The 22,462-nt window shown below is 67.0% G+C and carries 20 protein-coding genes; 10 read left to right on the top strand and 10 right to left on the bottom strand.

The genetic code is table 11. From position 1 onward, the window contains the following. Positions 1 to 150 precede the first annotated feature (150 nt). Positions 151 to 768, top strand: a complete 618-nt coding sequence (locus tag MWN33_RS16385) for a L,D-transpeptidase (RefSeq protein WP_247202117.1) — start codon at positions 151 to 153, stop codon at positions 766 to 768. 26 nt (positions 769 to 794) lie between these two features. Next, a complete protein-coding gene (locus MWN33_RS16380) occupies positions 795 to 1,820 on the top strand; it encodes an amino acid ABC transporter substrate-binding protein (protein WP_247202116.1) in 1,026 nt (341 codons plus the stop codon). A 131-nt stretch (positions 1,821 to 1,951) separates the two neighbouring features. On the opposite strand, the gene MWN33_RS16375 is transcribed toward MWN33_RS16380, so the two are convergent. The 8 genes from MWN33_RS16375 to MWN33_RS16340 all read right to left on the bottom strand — a co-directional run bounded on the left by MWN33_RS16375 (position 1,952) and on the right by MWN33_RS16340 (position 10,152). Continuing rightward, positions 1,952 to 3,073 carry an SMP-30/gluconolactonase/LRE family protein gene (locus MWN33_RS16375; RefSeq protein ID WP_247202115.1) on the bottom strand — a complete coding sequence of 374 codons (1,122 nt, stop codon included), beginning with the start codon at positions 3,071 to 3,073 and terminating at the stop codon, positions 1,952 to 1,954. A gap of 205 nt (positions 3,074 to 3,278) precedes the next feature. Beyond that, positions 3,279 to 4,088, bottom strand: a complete 810-nt coding sequence (locus MWN33_RS16370) for an enoyl-CoA hydratase/isomerase family protein (RefSeq protein WP_247202114.1) — start codon at positions 4,086 to 4,088, stop codon at positions 3,279 to 3,281. Next, positions 4,085 to 5,359: a CaiB/BaiF CoA transferase family protein gene (locus MWN33_RS16365; RefSeq protein WP_281493826.1), complete on the bottom strand. Its 1,275-nt coding sequence runs from the start codon at positions 5,357 to 5,359 to the stop codon at positions 4,085 to 4,087. Before MWN33_RS16365 ends, MWN33_RS16370 begins: the two co-directional genes overlap by 4 nt. A gap of 100 nt (positions 5,360 to 5,459) precedes the next feature. Further along, a complete protein-coding gene (locus MWN33_RS16360) occupies positions 5,460 to 6,200 on the bottom strand; it encodes a GntR family transcriptional regulator (protein ID WP_247202113.1) in 741 nt (246 codons plus the stop codon). Positions 6,201 to 6,283: 83 nt separating this feature from the next. Continuing rightward, positions 6,284 to 7,813, bottom strand: coding sequence for a tripartite tricarboxylate transporter permease (locus tag MWN33_RS16355; RefSeq protein WP_247202112.1), 1,530 nt, complete (start codon positions 7,811 to 7,813; stop codon positions 6,284 to 6,286). 35 nt (positions 7,814 to 7,848) lie between these two features. After that, positions 7,849 to 8,328, bottom strand: coding sequence for a tripartite tricarboxylate transporter TctB family protein (locus tag MWN33_RS16350; RefSeq protein ID WP_247202111.1), 480 nt, complete (start codon positions 8,326 to 8,328; stop codon positions 7,849 to 7,851). Between the two features lie 105 nt (positions 8,329 to 8,433). Then, on the bottom strand, positions 8,434 to 9,438 hold the full coding sequence (locus MWN33_RS16345) for a Bug family tripartite tricarboxylate transporter substrate binding protein (RefSeq protein ID WP_247202110.1): 1,005 nt from the start codon (positions 9,436 to 9,438) through the stop codon (positions 8,434 to 8,436). A gap of 261 nt (positions 9,439 to 9,699) precedes the next feature. Further along, positions 9,700 to 10,152 (bottom strand): winged helix-turn-helix transcriptional regulator, encoded by a 453-nt coding sequence (locus MWN33_RS16340; RefSeq protein WP_281493825.1) that lies wholly within the window; start codon positions 10,150 to 10,152, stop codon positions 9,700 to 9,702. A 62-nt stretch (positions 10,153 to 10,214) separates the two neighbouring features. On the opposite strand from MWN33_RS16340, the gene MWN33_RS16335 reads away from it, so the two are divergent. After that, entirely contained in the window at positions 10,215 to 10,814 is a 600-nt protein-coding gene (locus tag MWN33_RS16335; protein ID WP_247202108.1) for an FMN-dependent NADH-azoreductase, read from the top strand. Between the two features lie 113 nt (positions 10,815 to 10,927). On the opposite strand, the gene MWN33_RS16330 is transcribed toward MWN33_RS16335, so the two are convergent. Both MWN33_RS16330 and MWN33_RS16325 read right to left on the bottom strand, forming a co-directional pair. Then, positions 10,928 to 11,662 (bottom strand): GntR family transcriptional regulator, encoded by a 735-nt coding sequence (locus MWN33_RS16330; protein ID WP_247202107.1) that lies wholly within the window; start codon positions 11,660 to 11,662, stop codon positions 10,928 to 10,930. Positions 11,663 to 11,717: 55 nt separating this feature from the next. Further along, positions 11,718 to 12,923, bottom strand: coding sequence for a pyridoxal-phosphate-dependent aminotransferase family protein (locus MWN33_RS16325; protein WP_247202106.1), 1,206 nt, complete (start codon positions 12,921 to 12,923; stop codon positions 11,718 to 11,720). 193 nt (positions 12,924 to 13,116) lie between these two features. On the opposite strand from MWN33_RS16325, the gene MWN33_RS16320 reads away from it, so the two are divergent. The 7 genes from MWN33_RS16320 to MWN33_RS16290 form a co-directional block, all read left to right on the top strand. Continuing rightward, entirely contained in the window at positions 13,117 to 16,092 is a 2,976-nt protein-coding gene (locus MWN33_RS16320; protein ID WP_247202105.1) for an FAD-binding and (Fe-S)-binding domain-containing protein, read from the top strand. A gap of 157 nt (positions 16,093 to 16,249) precedes the next feature. Then, a complete protein-coding gene (locus MWN33_RS16315) occupies positions 16,250 to 17,233 on the top strand; it encodes a Bug family tripartite tricarboxylate transporter substrate binding protein (protein ID WP_247202273.1) in 984 nt (327 codons plus the stop codon). A 135-nt stretch (positions 17,234 to 17,368) separates the two neighbouring features. After that, positions 17,369 to 17,881, top strand: coding sequence for a tripartite tricarboxylate transporter TctB family protein (locus MWN33_RS16310; protein ID WP_247202104.1), 513 nt, complete (start codon positions 17,369 to 17,371; stop codon positions 17,879 to 17,881). Positions 17,882 to 17,891: 10 nt separating this feature from the next. Then, positions 17,892 to 19,430 (top strand): tripartite tricarboxylate transporter permease, encoded by a 1,539-nt coding sequence (locus MWN33_RS16305; RefSeq protein ID WP_247202103.1) that lies wholly within the window; start codon positions 17,892 to 17,894, stop codon positions 19,428 to 19,430. Further along, positions 19,427 to 19,861, top strand: a complete 435-nt coding sequence (locus MWN33_RS16300) for a GlcG/HbpS family heme-binding protein (protein WP_247202102.1) — start codon at positions 19,427 to 19,429, stop codon at positions 19,859 to 19,861. Before MWN33_RS16305 ends, MWN33_RS16300 begins: the two co-directional genes overlap by 4 nt. A gap of 208 nt (positions 19,862 to 20,069) precedes the next feature. Next, positions 20,070 to 20,555, top strand: coding sequence for a BA14K family protein (locus MWN33_RS16295; protein ID WP_247202101.1), 486 nt, complete (start codon positions 20,070 to 20,072; stop codon positions 20,553 to 20,555). 591 nt (positions 20,556 to 21,146) lie between these two features. After that, on the top strand, positions 21,147 to 22,462 hold a 1,316-nt coding region (locus MWN33_RS16290), incomplete at its 3' end, for a beta strand repeat-containing protein (protein ID WP_425532017.1).

The raw sequence follows: 22,462 nt of genomic DNA, 5'->3' as shown, positions 1-22,462 counted from the left end.
GTTCGGCGCCGGCGGAACGGCCGGCGCCGATTTCATCATACTGCAATTGACTTGGTGGCATTTCCCCCGTTCGATCCCCGGCGGGAGCGACCCGTGAATCGGCAGCCGCATGCGCAGGCGGCGCCGATGCCTTGAGAGGGAAGTGTGGAAATGCGTGTTCGCATGTTGGGTGCGGCGCTGGCCGCCGCGGCCGTCCTGTCGATTTCCGCCGCCGACGCGCAGCTGCGTCCGCAGGCGAGCCTCGGCAACCAGATCGTCGACGTGCCCGAGAAGCCGGGCTACGTGCCGACGCCGGACGAGGAGAACCTCGACCCCGCTTTCCGCCGGCAGCCGGTGTATTTCCGCACCAACGAGCCGCCGGGCACCATCATCATCCACACCAATGAGCGCTTCCTGTATCTCGTGCAGGGCGACAACCGGGCGCTGCGCTACGGCATCGGCGTCGGGCGCGACGGCTTCCAGTGGGCGGGCCTGCAGAAGGTCAGCCGCAAGGCCGAGTGGCCGGACTGGACCCCGCCGCCCGAGATGATCGAGCGCCAGCCCTATCTGCCGCGCTTCATGGCGGGCGGGCCGGGCAACCCGATGGGCGCCGCCGCGCTCTATCTCGGCTCCACCGTCTACCGCATCCACGGCACCAACATGCCGAACACCATCGGCATGGCGATCTCCTCCGGCTGCTTCCGGCTGGTGAATTCCGACGTGCAGGATCTCTTCAACCGCGTTCCCGTGGGAACCAAGGTCATCATCCGGCAGGCGCCCGAGCTGTGACGCGCCCAGGCCCGACGGGGGGAAACATGAACAGGATCGCAACCGCGCTGGCCTTCGCCGGCGCCCTGACCGGCGCCGTCGCCACCGCGAACGTGGCCCATGCCGGCACGCTCGACGACGTGAAGGCGCGCGGCACGCTGAAATGCGGCGTCAGCCAGGGGCTGGCCGGCTTCTCGGCCAAGGACGACAAGGGACAGTGGGCGGGCTTCGACGTCGACTTCTGCCGCGCCGTCGCGGCCGCCATCTTCGACGACCCCGCGAAGGTGGAGTATGTGCCGCTCTCCGCCGATGCGCGCTTCCCGGCGCTGCAGAAGGGCGAGGTCGATCTGCTCTCGCGCAACTCCACCTGGACGCTGTCGCGCGAGGCGGACCTGAAGCTGCTGTTCGCCGCCGTGTCCTATTATGACGGGCAGGGCTTCCTCGTGCCGGTGGCCAAGAAGGTCGACGGCGCGCTGGAGCTCGACAAGTCCAAGGTCTGCACCCAGAGCGGCACGACGAGCGCGCTCAACGTCCAGGACTACTTCAAGCAGAACAAGATGGAGCTGGAGCTGATCCAGCTGCCGACCGTCGCCGAGGTCGTGAAGGCCTATGCCGACGGCAAGTGCGACGTGCTGACGACCGACGTGTCGCAGCTCTATGCGCTGCGCCTCCAGCTTCCCAAGCCCGCCGACCACATCGTGCTGCCCGACGTCATCTCCAAGGAGCCGCTGGGCCCGGTGGTGCGGCAGGGCGACGACGCGTGGCTGAACCTCGTGAAGTGGAGCTTCTTCGCGCTCATCAACGCCGAGGAGCTGGGCATCAGCACCGAAACCCTCGTTCAGGCGATGAAGTCGGAAAAGCCGGACGTGAAGCGCTTCGTCGGCACGGACGGCGCCTATGGCGAGCAGCTCGGACTGTCCAAGGACTGGGCGGTGCGCATCGTGAAGAATGTCGGCAATTACGGCGAGGTCTTCGAGCGCAACATCGGCGCGCAGTCGACGCTCGGCATTCCGCGCGGCATCAACCAGCTGTGGAGCGTCGGCGGCATCCAGTACGCCCCGCCGATCCGCTGAGCTTTCGCCGGCCATTCGCGGGCCTGAACGAAAATAAGCCGGCGATCCTGGAAGGGATCGCCGGCTTTTTCAGTTGCTCCTCGAGGGGAGAGAGTGGGCCGGCGCTGGCCCGGAGGGGCGCCGGCCGGATGTCACGCCGCGGGAAGCCGCATGCGGTAGAGCGGGGAGGGCCATTCCAGCTTCGAGGTGCCGCCGTTAAGCATCGGCGTCCAGCCGAGCTGCGCGATGGGCAGCCAGAGATAGCCGTCGGGGGTGATCCACGGCGCGTCGGCCCAGCGCAGACGCGGGTCGCTCAGCACGGTGGAGAGGGTTCCCTCCGGCGTCAGCTTCTTGATCGAGCGGTCGTTGACCGAGTTGAGGTACAGATTGCCCTTCGCGTCGATCGCCGTGCCGCTGAGCGGGGGCGTCTCGGCGAAGAACTTCAGCCCCTCGGTGAGCTGGGCTTCGCTCGCCGACGGGTCGGTGAGCAGCGCCACCTCGATGCGCGACATGCCGCCATTGAGCGGCTGGATGTAGAACCAGCGCCCGTCCGGGGAGACTTCGAGCTGGTTGGCATTGGTGCCGAACGGCTTGCCGGCGGCGTTTTTGAGCGGCTGGCCGTCGATGACTACCGGCCGCTTGGCCGGGTCCATCACCAGCAGCGGGTTCTTGACCAGCACGCGGCGCAGCTTGTCGGTGGTCAGGTCGAGCAGCACGATGGAGCCGACGCCGCTTTCCGAGACGAAGGCGTGGTTGCCGTGGATGCGGATGTCGTTGGGGGCGGCGTTCGGCTCCTCGAAGATGCCTTCGAGCGCGTGGACCTTCTTCACCGCGCCGGTGGCGACGTCGAACACCACCAGCTTGGAGCCGCCGGGCAGGCGCTTGCCGCCGAGCGGGGCGCCGGAGTCGACGACCCAGAGCTCGTCGCCCTTCGGGTTGAGGCGGACGGCGTTGACGCTGACCAGCGTCTTGGTCGGATCGGATTCCGGTTTCCAGGCGTTCCACTCATTGCCCGGCCAGGGCCGCAGCACGCCGTCCTTGCCGATCTCGCCGGCGCCGGCCGAGGGGCCGAGCCAGTTCGGCAGCGCGACGAATTTGCGGCCGTCCGGGGTGATGGTGATGCCGTTCCAGAGGGTGTCCTTGCTCTCCGCCATGGTCTCGAGCGGGTCGGCGCCTGCGGCGGCGGCGCTGCGCGAGACGAGGTTGGCAAGCGTGGGCGCAAGCGCCAGTGCGGCCGAGCTGAGAAGCAGCCGGCGCCGGTCAATGGTCATCATCGGTTTCCTCCTAGACAAAGAATTCGTGGATCGAATTCCTGTTTTGTTTTGCTTTCTTGGCTTCGTTTGGCGTCATCGTCGGATCGTTGCGTTTCACCTCCTCGTCGAACCTGCCGGGAGCCTGCGGCGGGCCGTGTTCTCCGGCCGCTTCGCCGGCTCCCGTGCGATGTCTCACGCCGCCGGCCGGTCACGGCCGGCGGAATCGTTACCTGCCGCGCCACTCCGGGGTGCGCTTGGCGAGAAAAGCCTCGACACCTTCGTGAAAATCGGCGCTGCCATAGATTTCGCGCACGAGATCGGCGTCCGGGGCGTGGGTATCGTGGGCGAGGCGGCGCAGCATCTGCTTGGTCACGCGCACTGTGAGCGGGGCGTTGCCGGCGATGCGGGCGCACAGTTCCTCCAGCGCCGCGTCGATGGTGTCGGGCGCATGGATCGCCACATAGCCCGTCGGCATCTCCTCGGCGGTCGGCATTTCGGCGGCGAGCAGCATGCGCCGCACCACGCTGAGGCCGAGCGTGGCGACGAGGCGCTGCACGTTGGAGGCCGACAGGCAGTTGCCCAGCGTGCGGGCGATCGGCACCCCGAAGCGCGCGCCGGGCGTGGCGAGGCGGAAGTCGCAGGCATTGGCGAGCGCCATGCCCCCGCCCGCCGCCCAGCCCTCGACCACCGCAACGGTCGGTACCTGCACCTGTTCCAGCAGGCTCACATAGTGATCGACCTTCTCCTCATAGGCGATGCCGTCCTGCCCCGTGGAGAAGGCGCGGAACTGCTCGATATCCGTGCCGGCGATGAAGGCCTTGCCACCCGCCCCGCGCAGCACGGCGACGCGGATCGCCGGATCGGCGGCGATCCGGGCGAGGGCCTCCGCCATTTCCTCATACATGCGCCAGGTCATGGCGTTGCGGGCGGAGGGGCGGTCGAAGACGAGACGGGCGACCGCGCCCTCGACGGAAAAGCGGACCGTGCCCTGGTCCGCTTCCGGCTTCAGGGTCTGGGGGCTGGCGGCGAGGTTCATGGCGCGAAGGCTCCGCGGGCGGCGAGGGCCTCGACGGCCGACGTGTCGAGGCCGATCTCCTTGAGCACTTCGTCCGTGTGCTGGCCGAGCAGAGGCGGGTGCAGGCGGACCTGCTGGGGCGTGCCGGTGAGCTTCACCGCGAAGCCGATGTTCGAGACCTTGCCCTCGTGCGGGTGGTCGATCTCGATGCGCATCTCGCGATGGCGGCCGTGCTCGCTCTCGAACGCCTCGGGGTAGGTGTACATGGTGCCGGCAGGAATGCCGACGCCGAGCAACGCCTCCACCCATTCGTCCGACGTGCGGGTGACGAAGGTCTTCTCCAGTTCCTCGATCAGCACCTCGCGGTTGGCGAGGCGGTCGGGGTTGGTCTTGAAGCGCGGATCCTCGACCAGCTCGTTGCGGCCCAGCGTCTCGCACAGCAGAAGCCAGAGCTTCTGGTTGGTGGCGCCCATGACGAAATAGCCGTCCTTGGACTTCACCGCCTGATAGGGCGCGCTCATGCGGTTGGCGGTGCCGAGCGGGATCGGCTGGGTGCCGCGGCCCCAATATTCGGAGATGTCCCACACCGAGAAGGCGAGCGCCGCCTCGAACAGCGAGGCGTCGATGTACTGGCCCTCGCCGGTGGCCTTGGCGCCGATATAGGCGGCGAGCACGGCATAGGTGGCGAACAGGCCGCAGCCGATGTCGGCGACGGGCACGCCGGCCTTGACCGGCGGGCCGCCGGGATGGCCGGTGACGCTCATCACGCCGGACATGGCCTGCGCCATCAGGTCGAAGCCGGGGCGGCCGGCCCACGGGCCGGACTGACCGAAGCCGGAGATCGAGGCGTAGACGAGGCGCGGATTGTACTTGGCGACCGTCTCATAGTCGCATTTGAGCTTCTTCATCACGCCCGGCCGGTAGTTCTCGACCAGGATGTCGGCGTTCTTCACCAGCTCGTAGAACAGCTCGCGGCCCGCCTCGCTCTTGAGGTTCACCGCGACCGAGCGCTTGTTGCGGTTCATGTTGAGGAAGCCCATGGAGTCGGGCCCCTTCATCTTGAAGCCCATGGCGCCGCGGGTCTGGTCGCCGGTTCCCGGCGGCTCGATCTTGATGACGTCGGCGCCGAGATCGCCCAGCAGCATGCAGCTATAGGGGCCGGCCATCACCTGGCTGACGTCGAGCACGCGCACGCCGGCGAGGGGAAGCGGGCGGGTGGGCTTGGCCGTGTCGGCCTCGCGCTGCGGCGTGGCGGCGGGATTGCCCGGTGCATGGTCAAGAACGTCGCTCATCGGTGTCGAACCCTTTCCGAACTCCGGGCCTGGCCCGAATGCACAATCAATAATTACGGCTTTCGGACAGCCGCCCGCCGGAAGGCGGGGGCGCCCGTGCTCAGGCGGTCAGCGTGCTGGCGGCGCGGCGGCCGCGCCCCGGGGCGCGCTCCTCGGTCGGCGCGGCGGGCGCTTCCACGCTGATGCGCCGGATGAAGGCGCGGGCGATGCCGGAGGTGGTGCCCATTACGTGGAGCTCCAGCAGCGCGCCGAGTCGCGGGCCGTCGCGCGCTTCCAGCGCCTCGATCATCTGGCCGTGCTCGACGACGGCGGCGGCCCAATGCTCGCGGCTCTTGCGCACCACGAAGCGGCAGGCGTGGATGCGGGTGAGGATCTGCTGGTAGAAGGCCGAGAGCGTCACATTGCCGGCGAGCTCGAAGAAGGATTCGTGGACCAGCCGGTTGTGGCGCAGATACTCGACCTCCTCGCCCTTCTCGAAGTGCCGCATCATCTCGTCGTGCAGCGCGCGCACGCGGGCGATGTCGGCGTCGCTGGCGCGGGTGCAGGCGAGCATGCCGGCGAGGCGCTCCAGCGAGGCCATGATCGGGAAAAGTTCCTCGATCTGTTCCTCGGTGATGCGCGCGACGATGGCGCCGCGATGGGGGAGGATCTGCAGCACGCCCTCGGCGGCCAGCACCTTCAGCGCCTCGCGGATAGGCGTCCGGGAGACACCGAAGCGTTCGCAGAGCTGCTCCTCCGGCACCTTCTCGCCGGGCCGCAGCTCGCCCTGCAGGATCATCTCCCGCAGGGGCGCCACGAGCGATTCGTGAAGAGAGTGGCGGACGATGGGCGAAGACGGCATTCGTCGGTTCCTTGACGGCTTCTTCGAGCCTGAGCGTTTCCTTTCCGGAGAATAGCCGGGAAACTCGGGCGTCGGGAAGACGATCACGCGGACCTCCCCTGGGCACCGGCGTCGCCCGCCCGGCCGAACAGCCCGCCCTTGAAGACGGCGGTGATCAGCGGCAGGCACAGCAGCAGGATGCCGAGGCCCATCATGGTGGAGACCAGCGGGTTGGAGAAGAAGATCGCCGGCGAGCCGTCCGAGGTCAGCATGGCCTGGCGGAAGGCGTCCTCCGCCTTGTCGCCGAGCACCATGGCGAGCACGAAGGGCGCGAGCGGGTAATCGAGCTTCTTGAAGACGTAGCCGACGATGCCGAAGGCCAGCGCCAGCCAGATGTCGAAGACGTGGTTCGCCACCGTGTACGCGCCGATCACGCAGACGATGGTGATCATCGGCCCGACCACGGTGAAGGGCGCGCGCAGGATGAAGGCGAACAGCGGAACCGTCGCCAGCACCAGCACCACGGCGATGATGTTGCCCATATACATGGAGGCGATGAGGCCCCACACGAAGTCCGGGCGGGTGGAGAACAGCATCGGGCCGGGCGACAGGCCCCAGATCATCAGGCCGCCCATCATCACCGCTGCCGTGGCGGAGCCGGGAATGCCGAGCGCCAGCATGGGCAGCAGGGCGCAGGAGCCGGCCGAGTGGTCGGCGGTCTCGGGGGCGACGATGCCCTCCGGCTCGCCCTTGCCGAAATACTTGCCGCGGCGCGAGAAACGGCGGCCGAGCGCGTAGCTCATGAAGGAGGCGGCGGTCGGGCCGCCCGGCGTGATGCCCATCCAGCAGCCGATCAGCGCGCTGCGCACCAGCGTGACCCAATAGCGCGGCACTTCGGCGACGGTGCGGGCGATGGTGCGGATGTCGAGCTTGGCCTTCACGCCCTCGAACTTCAGCCCTTCCTCCATGGTAAGCAGCAGCTCGCCGAGGCCGAACAGGCCGATCACCGCGATGAGGAAGGAAATGCCGCCGATCAGCTCGTCGAACTCGAAGGTCAGCCGGCTCTCGCCGGAGATGGTGTCGATGCCCACCGTGGCGGCGGCGAAGCCGAGCATCATCGAGACCAGCGTCTTGAAGGGCGAGCCGCCGGCCATGCCGATGAAGCTGGCGAAGGCCATGAAATAGACCGCGAAATATTCGGCCGCGCCGAAGCGCATGGCGAAACTGGCGACCCAGCTCGACAGCAGCGTGATGACGATGACACCGGTCAGTGCCCCCAGACCCGCCGAGGTGAAGGCGAGGGTGAGCGCGCGCACCGCCTGGCCCTGCTTGGCCATGGGGTAGCCGTCGAAGGTGGTGGCGACGGAGGAGGGTTCGCCGGGAATGTTGAACAGGATCGAGGTGGTCGATCCCCCGAACAGCGCGCCCCAGTACATGGAGGTGAGCAGGATGATCGCCGAGATCGGGTCCATGGTGAAGGTCAGCGGCAGCAGCAGCGACACGCCGTTGGGCGCGCCGAGTCCCGGCAGCACGCCGACGATGAGACCGAGCAGCACGCCCATCACCATGATCATCACGTGGTGGGTGGTGAGCGCGACGGCGAAGCCGTCCATCAACTGACCGAAATTGCCCATGGCCTCGTCCTCTCCCTGGCTCTTCTTCTTGGTTCTCAGTAGATGCCGAAATATTCGAGGATCGGGCCCTTCAGCAGCGGGACCATGAAGATCTTCTCGAAGATGACGAAATTGACCGCGACCACGATGGCGGCCGTGAACAGCGCGGTGTGGGTGCGGAAGCCCGCCGAAACGCGCATGGCGTAGAAGGTGTAGAGCGCCATGCCGACATAGAGGCCGAGCCAGGCGGAGACGAGCGTCAGCGCCATGATCGGCAGGAAGAAGGCGACGACGGTGCGCAGCCGCTCGCCGTCGATGAAGATGTCGGCTACCGAGGTCCGCCGCAGCACGGTCTGGACGATGGTGACGAGGCTGCCGACGATGATGAGGCAGCCGATATAGAACGGGAAATAACCCGGCTCAGGACCGTCATTCCAGCCGATGCCGTTCTGCGTGGCGCCGTAGCACACGATGCCGCCGACGGCGGCGGTCGCGCAGGCGGTGGCGACTTCCATGGTGTTGCGCGAGATGTCCATGACGTCCCTCCGGGCGGGCGGCGTGGGCCCGCTCATTCGTCGATCCGGGTGTTGGAATGAGGGGGCGGTGCACCGCCCCCTCGGGCTGTCAGCCGTAGCTCGGGCTCACTCGGCGGCCTTCAGCCAGCCATTCGCCTTGTACATCTCGGCGTAGGACGCCTCGTGCTTCTTGATGAAGTCCTTGAAGGCGTCGCCGGTCAGCATGCGCGGGATCTGGGCTCCGCGCTCCTCGTAGCCCTTGAACTCCGGGGTGGCGACTGCCTTGGTCATGAGCTCGACATAATAGGCGAGGGCCTCCGGCGGGATGTCGGCCGCCGCCCAGACGGTGCGCGGCTGGGCGAAGCTCGGCACGTTTATGCCGGCCTCGACGCAGGTCGGAACGTCGTTCCACGACATGCCGTCGGCGATCACCGTCTTGTCGGCGAGACGCTCGCTCTCGAACACGCAGAGCGGCTTCTGCACGCCCGCCTTCCACTGCTCGACGCTCTCGCTCGGATTGTTGACGTTGGCGGTGATGTGGCCGCCGGCCACCTGGATCGCCGCCTCGCTACCCGACTTGTAGGGGATGTAGGTGAGGTCCGTGCCGGTGGAGCGCTCGATGAGGGTCATCAGCGTCTCGTCAGCTTCCTTGGCCTTGGCGCCGCCGAGCTTGATCTGGCCGGGAGCCTCCTTGGCCTTGGCGATGAAGCCCTTCACGTCCTCAATGCCCGAGGCTTTCGGGTTCACCCAGAGGATGAAGGGGTCGAACACCAGCGCGGCGACCGGCGTGAGGTCCTTCAGGCTGTAGGAGAGCTTGTTGGCGAGCGGCAGGACATAGGCATCCTGCGTGCCGAAATAGAGCTTGTAGGGGTCGCCCTTGTTCGACTTGGCGTAGATGAAGGTCTCCGCGCCGCTGCCGCCAGCCTTGTTGGCGACGATGATCGGGGTGGTGAGCAGTTCGTTCTTGCTCAGCGCCGACTGGACGACACGAGCGAAGGTGTCGGTGCCGCCGCCAGGTCCGGCCGCCGCCACGAACTCGACCGGGCGGTTCGGCTGCCATTCGGCAAGAGCGGCGCCCGGAAGGGCCACCGTAAGCGTGAGCGCAAACGCAGTAAGGGCATGACTGGGCATGAACGTCCTCTCCCTGTTGAGACTTCTTTAGCGGGCAGGATGATGTTCCCGGCCTCGCGGTTCTTAGCGGGCACGCTATCGCATCAATCATTTCACATCAATAATTATAGATGCGATTTCACCGTAGCGCGTTATGTCGCGTGTGTGGACAGGGCGGCCCGCGTTCCTCAGTTGGAAAATATCTAATTATATCAATAGGATAAATCGAGAGGGTACCCGCCGTGCCGGTGTCAGGACAGGGCGCCGGCAGGAGCGGCGCGCTCAATACGCCACAGGGCGGAGGCCCGCTGGCTCGCTTTCGGCAGCGGTACGGCGGTCGAAACGCGCCTGCGCGTCGGCGATGTGGTCGAGGTTCGCCTGCGCCCATTGGCCGAGCGCCATCACCGGCTCGCGCAGCGAATGGCCGAGCGGGGTGAGCTCATAATCCACGCGCGGGGGAATGGTGGGGTAGACGGTGCGCGAGACCAGCCCGTCACGCTCCAGCCCGCGCAGGGTGAGAGTGAGCATGCGCTGGGAAATGCCGTCGATCATCCGCTTCATCTCGTTGAAGCGGCGCGGGCCGTCCGCCAGCATCATGACGATCAGCACGCTCCATTTGTCGCCGATGCGCGCCAGCACACGGCTGACGCCGCGGCAGCTCTCGCTCTGCAAATCGTGATGTTCCTCAGTCACTTCGGTGTGCCTCGGTATGAGAATTGTGCGTTCTTGCGGCATATAGGGATAGGCACCTAATTAGTCCAGGTCACAATTCGTAACCTTGGCACTGAAGGTCCTCCATGTCGAACGCGATCCTCCTGCACCTCGATTCCTCCATCCTCGGCGATCATTCGGTCAGCCGCCAGGTGAGCGCCGCCATCGTCGCGCGCCTGACGCAGGCCGATCCGGCGCTGAAGGTGGTCTACCGCGACCTCGCGGCCGAGCCGCTGCCGCACGCCACGCCCGCCAGCATGCCCGCCGACCATCCGCTTTCCGGCGGCAAGGGCGACGCGGCGAGCCAGCAGGCGCTCGACGCCTTCCTCGCCGCCGACATCGTGGTGATCGGGGCGCCGATGTATAATTTCTCGATTCCGACGCAACTGCGCGCCTGGATCGACCGCATCCTCGTGCCGGGCAAGACCTTCGCCTATGGCGCGGACGGCGCGGTGACGGGCCTTGCCGGCAACAAGCGGGTCATCGTGGCGCTGGCGCGCGGCGGCCACTATGCCGATCCGGGCTTCGCCACGGCGGCCGAGCATGCCGAGACCTATCTGCGCTGGGTGTTCGGCTTCATCGGCATCACGCCGGAATTTATCGCGGCGGACGGCATCGCGGCCGGCCAGCGCGAGGCGGCGCTGGAGGGCGCGCTCAGGAGCGCGGCCGAACTGAAGGCGGCGTGAGGCGGCCTGTTCGGGCGGCCATAGGCCGATCCGGAATCGCGTGCGGAACGGATAGCGGGCCCGGCTCTCCGCTTCGCTGCGGCCGGGATGACGTTCTGTCCGAAGAAGGCCCGCTACTCGGCCGCGCGGCTCTCCGGCGGATCGAGCGATTCGTGCACCATCGCCGCCTTGTGCCGCAGGTGCAGCTTGAGGATGGCGCCGAGCCGCGCGCCGTCGCGAGCGCGCAGCGCCGCCATCATCTCCTCGTGGTCGTCCACCGCCTCGCGCCAGCGGTCGCTGGATTTCTGGGCGATGAAGCGCACCGCGTGGATCCGCACCATGAGCGTCTGGTAGAGCTGCGACAGAGCGTGGTTGCCGGCGATGTCGAAGAATTTCTCGTGGATGGCGCGGTTGAGCCTGAGATAGGCGGCGGGATCGCCGGCCCGGTAGTGCACCAGCATCTCGTCATGCATGGCCTGGACGGCGGCGACGTCGGCGTCGGTGGCGCGGGCGCAGGCGGTCTCGCCCGCCACCGCCTCCAGCGCCCCCATGATCGGGAACAGCTCGTCCACCTCATCGGGCGACACGCGCGCGACGCTCGCCCCGCGATTGGGCGAGAGAATCAGCAGACCCTCGTTTGCGAGCACCTTCAGCGCTTCGCGCAGCGGCGTGCGGGAAACGCCGAAGCGCTGGCACAGCGCCTGTTCGGAGATCTTGTCGCCGGCCTTGAGGTCGCCGCGCATCAGCATGTCGCGCAGCTGTGCGGCCAGCTCGTCATGCAGGCTGCGCCGCGGAATGATCGCCGTATCCGACATCGCCATGCGGCGGGTCTCCCGAAGCCGCGCGCCCGGCGCGGCATGAAGTGTCATGTGCTCCTAAATTGACCCGGCCGGCGGATTTCGCAAGCCGGCCGGGCCCGGTACCTCACGCAGCGGCGCTCAGCGTGCCGGAGGCGCACTCGGCGAGATAGTCCATCGCCGCCTGCGCGCCGCCCTTCTTGTGCGGGACGCCGGCCACCGACAGCCCCATCTCGACGCCGGCGAGGGCGCCCAGGATGGTGAGGTCGTTGGTGTCGCCCAGATGCCCGATGCGGAACACGCGGCCCGACAGCTTGGTGAGGCCGGTGCCGAGCGACATGTCGAAATGGTTCAGCGTCTTCTCGCGGAAGGCGTCGGCGTCGTGCCCCTCCGGCATCACCACGGCCGTCAGCACCGAGGAATAGTACTTCGGGTCGCGGCAGAGAATCTCGAGGCCCCAGGCGCGGACGGCGCGGCGGGTCGCCTCGGCATGGCGGTCGTGGCGGGCGAAGACGTTATCGAGCCCTTCCTCGTGCAGCATGTCGATCGCCTCGGCGAGGCCGTAGAGCAGGTTGGTGCCGGGCGTGTAGGGGAAGAAGCCCTTCTCGTTATGGGGGATCATCTCCTCCCACGACCAGAACAGCTTGGGCATGCTGGACTTCTTGGCGGCCGCCAGCGCCTTGGGCGAGATGGCGTTGAAGGACAGGCCCGGCGGCAGCATCAGGCCCTTCTGCGAGCCGGAGACGGTGACGTCGACGCCCCATTCGTCATGGCGGTAGTCGATCGAGGCCAGCGAGGAGATGGTGTCGACCAGCAGCAGGGCGGGGTGGCCGGCATTGTCGATGGCCTTGCGGACCTCGGCGATGCGCGAGGTGCAGCCGGTCGAGGTCTCGTTATGGACCACGCAGACCGCCTTGAGCTCGTGGTTCTTGTCCTCGCGCAGCCGGGCCTCGATAGCGTCGGCATCGGCGCCGATGCGCCAGTCCGAGCCGATGAATTCGGGATGCAGGCCGAGCTTGATGGCCATGTTCTTCCACAGCGTGGCGAAGTGGCCGGTCTCGAACATCAGCACCTTGTCGCCGGGGGAGAGCACGTTGGCGAGCGCGGCTTCCCACGCGCCGGTGCCGGAGGCGGGGTAGATGATGACCGGGTTGGCGGTCTTGAAGACGCTCTTCATGCCTTCCAGAACGCGCTTGCCGAGCTTCTGGAACTCGGGGCCGCGGTGGTCGATGGTCGGCATGTCCATCGCGCGCAGGATGCGGTCGGGCACCGGGGTCGGGCCCGGAATCTGCAGGAAATGACGACCCGCGACCCGGGCGGCATTGCTGGACATCTGTGTTCTCTCCCTTGGTCGGCGCCGGTTGATGCGCGCCGCTTGATCGACGGCAAGTTTATCGACGGAATGCCGGGAACACGCACCCGGCGCGTTCCATCTTGCATAAATGAATTATGAATGCAAAATGCGGTCAAGTCCATGGGGGCCGCTCGCGGTCCCGCACAGATGGGCGCATGGGAGTGAGAACATCATGGCGGCACGGCTGACGCCCGGTCTGGAGCGGCGTCTGAAGGCGGAAGTTTCCGGAGATGTGTGGTTCGACCGCTTCAACCGCGGGCGCTATGCCACCGATGCCTCCTTCTACCAGATCATGCCGCTGGGGGTCGTCGTGCCCCGCACGACCGAAGAGGCCGAGCGCGCCATCGCGCTGGCCCGCGCCGAGGGCATTCCCGTCACCCCGCGCGGCGGCGGCACCTCGCAATGCGGCCAGACCATCAACGAATCCCTCGTCATCGACGGCTCAAAGCACCTCAACCGCATCCTCGAACTCGACGTCGAGGGCCGGCGCTGCATCGTCGAGCCGGGTATCGTGCTCGACGACCTGAACCGCCAGCTCAAGAAGCACGGCCTGTGGTATCCGGTGGACGTGTCGACCGCCTCGCGCGCCACGATCGGCGGCATGGCCGGCAACAACAGCTGCGGCGGGCGCTCGCTGCGCTACGGCACGATGCGGGACAATGTGCTGTCCATTGACGCCATGCTGGCGGACGGCACCAAGGCGCATTTCGGCACGGTCGACCACAACCTCGCAGACCTGCCGCTCGATTCCCCGCTGGCGCCGCTCGCCCGCGACCTGCTCGATCTCGGCGCCCGCGAGGCGGCGGAGGTGGCGGCGCGCTTCCCCAGCGTGCAGCGCCGCGTCGGCGGCTACAATCTCGACGCGCTGGTGCCGGGCGAGCGCGGCTACAACCTCGCCCACATCCTCGTCGGCTCGGAAGGCACGCTCGCCTATTCCACCCGTATCGAGCTGAAGCTCTGGCCGCTGATCGGCAAGAAGGTGATCGGCGCCTGCCATTTCGGCAGCTTCTATCAGGCGATGGACGCGGCCCAGCACCTGGTGAAGCTCAAGCCCATTGCGGTGGAACTGGTCGATTCCACCCTGCTGGCGCTCGCCAGTGAAATCCCGATGTTCCAGTCGACGCTGCGCCAGTTCGTGCGCGGCACGCCGGACGCCATCCTGCTGGTCGAGTTCGCCGAGGACGAGGCGGAGAACGAGCGCCGGCTGAAGCTCCTCGAAGACACGATGGGCGATCTCGGCTTCGGCTGGGATCGCGAGGGTGCGCGCTGGGGCGGCGTCGTCGCCGTGCGCGAGGCGGGGCTGCAGGCGGCCATCGCAGATGTGCGCACCTCGGGTCTCAACATCATGATGTCGATGAAGCAGGCGGGTAAGCCCGTCTCCTTCGTCGAGGATTGCGCCGTCCCGCTGCCGCACCTCGCCGACTACACGGCGCGGCTGACGGAAGTGTTCGAGAAGAACGGCACCAAGGGCACGTGGTACGCGCACGCCTCCGAGGGATGCCTGCATGTGCGCCCGGTGCTGAACCTGCGTCTGGAAAAGGACGTGAAGGCGATGCGCGCCATCGCCGAGGAAGCCTTCGCCATGGTGCGCGAGTACAAGGGCTCGCATTCGGGCGAGCATGGCGACGGCATCGTGCGCTCGGAGTTCCACGAGCCGATGTTCGGCACCCGGCTGGTGCGCGCCTTCGAGCAGGTGAAGGACCGCTTCGACCCGAACGGGCTCTACAACCCCGGCAAGATCGTGCGGGCGCCGAAATTCGACGACCGCAGCCTGTTCCGCTACGCGCCGGACTACAAGGTGCAACCGATCAAGGCGGCGCTCGACTGGACCGGCTATTCCGGCGAGGGCGGCGGCCTGCAGGGCGCCATCGAGATGTGCAACAACAACGGCGCCTGCCGGAAGACGGCCGGCGGCGTCATGTGCCCGAGCTACCGTGTCACCCGCGACGAGAAGGATGTGACGCGCGGGCGCGCCAACACGCTGCGGCTCGCCATATCGGGCCGGCTCGGTCCGGATGCGCTGGCCTCCGACGAGATGATGGAGACGCTGAAGCTGTGCGTTTCCTGCAAGGGCTGCCGGCGCGAATGCCCGACCGGCGTCGACATGGCCAAGATGAAGATCGAGGCGCTGGCGGCGCGGGCGAAGGCCAAGGGCGTCAGCCTCCACCAGCGCCTCGTCGCCTATATGCCGCGCTATGCGGGGCTGGCCTCGAAGGTGCCGTGGCTGCTGAACCTGCGCGACAGCCTGCCGGGGGCTGCGATGCTTTCGGAAATCGTCGCCCAGTTCTCCGCCCGCCGCAGCCTGCCGCGCTGGCGCGCCGACGCTTTCCGCGAGGAGGCCGTCGCCTTTGGCCCGGCGGACGGCCGCGAGGTGGTGCTGTTCGCCGACACCTTCAACCGCTGGTTCGAGAAGGAGAACGTCGTCGCCGCGCTGGAAGTGCTGGTCGCGGCAGGCTACCGCGTGCACATGCCGCGCCCGGTGGATGGCAGCAGGCGTGCCCTGTGCTGCGGACGCACCTTCCTTTCCGCCGGCCTCGTCGACGAAGCGAAGGCCGAGGCGCGGCGCGTTGTGGAGACCTACGCCCCCTTCGTGGCGCGCGGCGTGCCGGTGGTGGGGCTGGAGCCGAGCTGCCTGCTCGCCTTCCGCGACGAGTTGCCCTCCATGCTGCCGGGGGAGGGGACGCAGAAGCTCTCTGCCCATGCGCTGCTGATCGAGGAGTTCATCGCCCGCGAGATCGACGCCGGCCGCTTCGACCTGCCGCTAGCGCCGGTGGCCGAGAAGGCGCTGCTGCACGGGCACTGCCACCAGAAGTCCTTTGGCGTTATGGGCGCGGTGGAGAAGGCGCTGCGCCTCGTGCCGGGGCTGCATGTCGAGACGGTGGAATCGAGCTGCTGCGGCATGGCCGGCGCGTTCGGCTACCACTCCGAGACCATCGACACCTCGCTCGCCATGGCGGAGCTTTCGCTGCTGCCGGCGGTGCGCAAGGCCGAGCCCGGCACGCTGGTGGTTGCCGACGGCACCTCCTGCCGTCACCAGATCCACGACGGCGCCGACCGCGACGCGGTGCATGTCGTGCAGGTGCTGGCCCGCAGCGCGGCGGCCGCCCGCGATGGCGGCGCGCTGCGCCGGCTGGAAGCGGCGGAATAGGGGAGAACGAAGAGATCGCTTGATTTAGATGCCGACGTTTTGCATTATGAATGCATAACTCAAAAGAAGACTTCGGAAACGCATCGGACGCTCGGAAAAACGGGCGCCATCACAAGAGAGGACACACGCTATGAGCTTCGTCTCTAAACGCGCCGCCATGCTCGCCGCCTGCCTGTCGGGCCTCGCGCTCACCGCTTCTGCGGCCCTTGCGGACTGGCAGCCCACCAAGCCCATCGAGATCATCGTTCCCGCCGGCGCCGGCGGCGCTTCCGACCAGATGGCCCGCATGATGCAGGCCGCCATCCAGAACAATAAGCTGTCCCCGACCCCGATCATTGTGACGCTGAAGGGCGGCGCCAATGGCGGCGAGGGCCTGATGGACATGCTGGGCAGCCCCGGCGATCCCTACAAGATGGTCATCTCCAACTCGGCCATCTACACGTTGCCGCTCGCCAACAAGCTGCCCTTCGACTGGCGCAAGCTGACCCCGATCAGCATTCTCGCCTTCGACAACTTCGTGCTGTGGGTCAATGCCAACGCGCCCTACAACACGGCGCAGGACCTCGTGGCCGCGATGAAGAAGGAGCCCGAGGGCGCCTACAAGATGGGCGGCACCGGCTCCAAGCGCGAAGATCACATTCTCACCGCCGCGGTCGAGCGCATCGCCGGCGTTAAGTTCAGCTACATCCCCTACAAGTCGGGCGGCGAGGCGGCCACCCAGCTCGTCGGCGACCACATCAAGGTCAACGTCAACAACCCGTCCGAGAACGTCGCCGTGTGGCGCGCCGGCCAAGTGAAGGCGCTGTGCGTGTTCGACAACGAGGTGATGGACTACCCGGCCAAGGTGACGGCCGACAAGTCCTGGAAGGACATCCCGACCTGCAAGTCGCAGGGCATCGACTTCCAGTGGATCATGCTGCGCGGCGTGTTCCTGCCCTCCGGCGTGACGCCCGATCAGGTCGCCTTCTACCAGACCATGCTCGGCAAGCTCGTCGAGACCGCCGAGTTCAAGGAATACCTCGAGAAGCAGGCCCTCAAGCCGTCCGACCTCAAGGGCGCCGAGATGGTCAAGTTCCTTGAGAAGGACGAGGCCCTCTACAAGGACCTGATGACCCAGTCCGGCTTCGTCGCCACCAACTGATGCCGTCCGACGCGTCGGCGCCCGCGTGACGGGCGCCGACGTTGTCCTGCCTGCGCGGTGCCTCGCCGGGAGCCTCCCGAGGCCCTCCCGCGTCCGGTCGCGCGCGAGCGGCCCGCCCCTTTCTGGAGAATACCGATGTCGAATGACCCGAACGCGGAGGTCGATCCCGCGCTGGTGTCGACGCGCAGCGTCGAACTCGTGGTGATGGCGCTGCTGCTGGCCGTTGCTGTCTTCCTTGGCTGGGACAATTGGCGGATCGGCGCCGGCTGGGCTCCCGACGGGCCGCAGGCGGGCTATTTCCCCTTCTACCTCTCCGTCCTGCTCGGCGGCGCCGCCATCGTCGGCATCGTCTCGGTGCTGCGCAGCGTGGATTTGCGCGACGAGGTGTTCGTCGGCCGCTCCGCCTTCGGGCGCGTGCTGCGCGTGTTCATCCCCACCATCCTGTTCGTCTTCCTCGTTCAGGTGGTGGGGCTCTACGTGGCGAGCTTCGTCTTCGTCTCGCTGTTCATGATCGTGATCGGCAGGCTCTCGCCCTGGAAGTCGGTGCTGACCGGCCTGATCTTCTCCGGGCTGATGTTCTACATCTTCGACGTCCAGTTCAACGTCCTGCTGCCCAAGGGCCCGCTCGAAGCGGCGTTCGGTTTCTGAGGAGGGCCCGATGGAAGCACTCGATTCACTGTTCCACGGCTTCGGCGTACTGCTGACCTTCCACAACATGGCGCTGATGCTGATCGGCATCTGCCTCGGCATCCTGGTGGGCGTGCTGCCCGGCCTCGGCGGCCCCAACGGCGTCGCCATCCTGCTGCCGCTGACCTTCACGATGGACCCGACCTCGGCCATCGTGCTGCTGTCCTGCATCTACTGGGGCGCGCTGTTCGGCGGCGCCATCACCTCGATCCTGTTCAACATACCGGGCGAGGCGTGGTCGGTGGCGACCACCTTCGACGGCTACCCGATGGCCCAGAAGGGCGAGGCGGCCGAGGCGCTGACGGCGGCGTTCACCGCCTCTTTCGTCGGCTCGATCGTCGCGGTGATGCTCATCACCTTCCTCGCGCCGTGGATCGCCAGCTTCGCGCTGCGCTTCGGGCCGCCGGAATTCTTCGCCGTCTACATGCTGACCTTCTGCTCCTTCGTCGGACTCGGCAAGGAAGCCCGCCACAAGATCATCATCTCGCTCACCATCGGCTTCCTGCTGGCGGCGGTCGGCATGGACACGGTGTCGGGCGAGTTGCGCATGACCTTCGGCTCGGTCGAACTGCTGCGCGGCTTCGACTTCCTCGTCGCGGTGATCGGCCTGTTCGGCATCTCCGAAATCCTGCTGGCTATGGAAGAGCACCTCGCCTTCAAAGGCCAGGAGGCCAAGATCCGCCTCACGGTCGTGTGGCGCACCTGGATGACGCTGCCGCGCTACTGGATGACGCTGCTGCGGTCCAGCGCCATCGGCTGCTGGCTCGGCGTGACGCCGGGCGGCGCCATCGCCGCCTCCTTCATGGGCTACAACCTCGCCAAGCGCTTCTCGCGGGACGGCGCGCAGTTCGGCAAGGGCAAGATCGAGGGCGTGCTCGCGCCCGAGACCGCCGCCCACGCCGCCGGCACCTCGGCGCTGCTTCCCATGCTGGCGCTCGGCATTCCCGGCTCGGGCACGGCGGCGGTGCTGCTCGGCGGACTGATGGTGTGGGGCCTGCAGCCCGGCCCGCTGCTCTTCGTCGAGCAGAAGGACTTCGTGTGGGGCCTCATCGCCTCCATGTATCTGGGCAACATCGCCGGGCTCATCATCGTGCTCGCCACCGTGCCGCTGTTCGCCTCCGTGCTGCGCGTGCCCTTCGCCACCATCGCCCCGATGATCATCGTCTCCTGCGCGGTCGGCGCCTTCGCCGTGCAGAACGCCATGTTCGACATCTGGCTGATGCTCGGCTTCGGCATCGTCGGCTATGTGTTCAAGAAGATCGGCATCCCGCTGGCGCCGATGACTCTGGCGCTCGTGCTGGGCGACAAGGCGGAGGACGCGTTCCGTCAGTCCATGATCGGGCTCGACGGCGGGCTCGGCATCTTCTGGTCGAACAAGCTGGTGGGCACCATCACCACGCTGGCCTTGATCATGCTGTTCTGGCCGCTTATCGGGAAGCTCTTCGACATGATCCGCGGCTCGGGGCGTACGCCCGCGGGCGCGGCCAGCAGCGAGACCAGCCGCCCATGAGCCTGACCCTGAACGCCGCCCAGACGATCCTGTCCACCGCCCTCGACACCATACGCAAGGGCAACTTCAAGCCGATGGCCGTCGTGGTGCTCGACGCGCGCGGGGCGGTGAAGGTCTCCGCCGCCGAGGATGGCACCAGCCTGAAGCGCTTCGAGGTCGCGCACGGCAAGGCCTATGGCGCGCTCTCGCTCGGCATGGGCTCGCGCTCGATCTTCAAGCGCGCCAAGGAGCAGGCTTTCTTCGTCGCCTCGGTGACGGACGTGGTTGGCGGCGCGCTGGTGCCGGTGCCCGGCGGCGTGCTGATCCGCGACGCGGACGGCGAGATCGTCGGCGCGGTCGGCATCTCCGGCGACACCTCGGAGAACGACGAGGCGGCGGCCATCGCCGGCATCGAGGCGGCCGGCCTCAAGGCCGACGCCGGCGCCGACTGACCCCGGCCCAATACGAACGTGATACCGTCCTGTGAGGGCGCGCGGGAACCCTGCGCGCCCTTATACGTTTGCCCTTCGAGAATGCTGTGTCTGACTATTCTGAACGTATGTTCAGGAATATGAAATCTCGCCGCAGATTTCGTTCAGGGAGCATTCATGGAGCAGCCGTTACATCCTGTGTAATGGTTGTAGTTCGGAGGAATATACTATGAAAAAGCTCTCTATTGCCATCGCGACGGCGGCGATGGTCGTCACATCGAGCGTAATGCCGGCGATATCTGCGCCGTTCGTGCCGCAGCCCGTGGCGCAGTCGAGTTCGAATATCGAGCAGGTGCAGTACCGGCCGGGCTATCGTCAGGGCTACCGCCAGGGCCAGCGTCAGGGTTATCGCCAGGGCGCGCGCCGCGGTTATTGGGCCAGCGGCCGCAACCACTATTACAATGGCTATCAGGGCTACAACTATTACCGCCCCGGCTATCGCCAGTATAATGGCTGGTGGTTCCCGGCCGGCGCCTTTGCTGCCGGTGCGATTATCGGCGGTGCGCTGGGTGCGGCGGCGAGCCAGCCGAGTTATTCCGGCGGCGGCAGCGCCCATGTCCAGTGGTGCGCGAGCCAGTACCGCTCGTACCGGGCGTCCGACAACACCTTCCAGCCCTATAACGGGCCGCGCCAGCAGTGCGTCTCGCCCTACTGAGCGCACGTTCCGCCCGATGACCATGCGAAGCCCGGCCGCGAGGCCGGGCTTTTTGTTGGCTTCGATCGACGCCAGCGGCGCGGCCGGCGGAGCGTCCGGCGAGTCAAACCGCGCGTCGCCGGAACCGGGATGCCCGGGACGGAAGGGCCTATTATGATTGAATGTAATTCAAAATCAGAAACGCTTGAAACGTTACGATTCGTTACAAAACGGCGTTGGGATGACAATATCCGCAGGCTTATATCATTCTAATAAGTGAATCTTGGCCTCCTCACGGAGAGTCGAGGCTTAGCGTTCGGGTACGAGGCAGCCCGCGCCTGTTCATCCGCAGGCACGTTTCACTATGGGCCACGGACGAGTGGCGTCCGACTACGCTCATCGACTGCGGCGATATCGCTCAGATTGTGATTTGCGCGGCTCAATATACTGTTTATGTTCCCAGCCGGGTGGGCTTGCTGGGAATCCGATATGATCGTCGAATCGCGCGCCGTTTGCGAAAAGAAACGTCTTGTCAACGTTCTACGTCGTTCGACGGCGCTGGTGAGCGTGGGGTCGGTGTCGGACCGGCAGTTTTCTCTGGCCGGGCTTGGCATGCGTGCGGCGCGCGCGGGCGTGCTCTTTGGTGCCGTAACCGTTCTCGCCACCACCCATGCGGCACCTGCGCGGGCCGAGACGTTGAACGGCTCCGGCCAGGTCGGCTTCGACACGCTCATTCCCCAGGCGACGCAGCCCGGCGACAACGACACCGTTAATATCAGCGTCGGCACGACCTCGGGCAATGTCGTCATCGGCTCGGATCTGGCGCTTCCGGGCCTGGCCCAGGGCATACAGCTCAATTTCGTCACCGATCCGAGCACTTCGGCCGGCGGCGCGAACGTCAATGTCGAGAACGGCGCGAATTTCGGCATCGGCGCCGGCGCGGGCGTCGATTTCGTCGGCAATGGCCGCTTCAACGTCGGCCGTGGCGCGGGTGTCGAGGGTTCGGTCGGCATGACCGGCGGCACGCTGTCGCTCGGCAAGGACGGCGGCTATTCGGTGCTCAACGTCGGTTACACGGGAATCGGCGCCTTCAACCAGTCCGGCGGCGCGGTTGATCTCGACGGCAGCGCCTTCCAGCTGGGCGTCGGCGGGGGCAGCGGCACCTATAATATGAGCGGCGGCAGCTTCGACCTGACGCCCGGCTCGACGATCTATATCGGCGAAAGCGCGGGCGGCAACGGCACGCTCAACATCACCGGCAACGCCCAGTTCACCACGACCGACGTCACCTCGGGCAGCGGTACGCAACTCTTCATCGGCACGGATGGCGGCACCGGCAAGATCGTGCAGGACGGTGCCGGCTCGCTGGTGTCGATCGACACGGGCGGCAATGCGTTCTGGCTCGGCTCGGGCAGCGCCGGCGGGCAGGCGACGTATGATCTGCGGGCCGGAACCTTCAATCTCGACGGCACGGCGGGAATGGTTTTCGGCCGTGACGCCGGCACGACGGGCAGCTTCCTGCAGAGCGGGGGCACCTTCGCGGCGGTCGGCCCCGTTACCATCGGCTCCGCCGGCGCGGGCTCCTATGTGCTTTCCGGCGGCAGTTCGACGATGAACGGCGGGCTGCGCATCGCCTCCAGCACCGGTAGCGGAGAGGTCGTGCAGACGGGCGGCGCCGCGACGGTGGTCGGCGCTATCACCTTCGGCAACAGCACCGGCACGGGCAGCTATTCCCTCGACGGCGGCACGCTGACGGCCGGCGGCCTGACGGGCGGCAACGCCAATTCGACCTTCAGCTTCGGCGGCGGCACGCTCATCGCGGGGCAAAGTTTCACGACCTCCTCGGCCTTCGCCACCAGCTTCGATGCCGCCTCGACCATCCAGGTCGACGGCACCGATGTGCTGACCTGGAACAGCGTGATCTCCGG

Origin of the sequence: Ancylobacter koreensis, from assembly GCF_023016525.1 — a bacterium.
Lineage (GTDB): Bacteria > Pseudomonadota > Alphaproteobacteria > Rhizobiales > Xanthobacteraceae > Ancylobacter > Ancylobacter koreensis.
The sequence above is the reverse complement of the archived record's forward strand: the minus strand, read 5'-3'. Positions and strand labels throughout refer to the sequence as shown.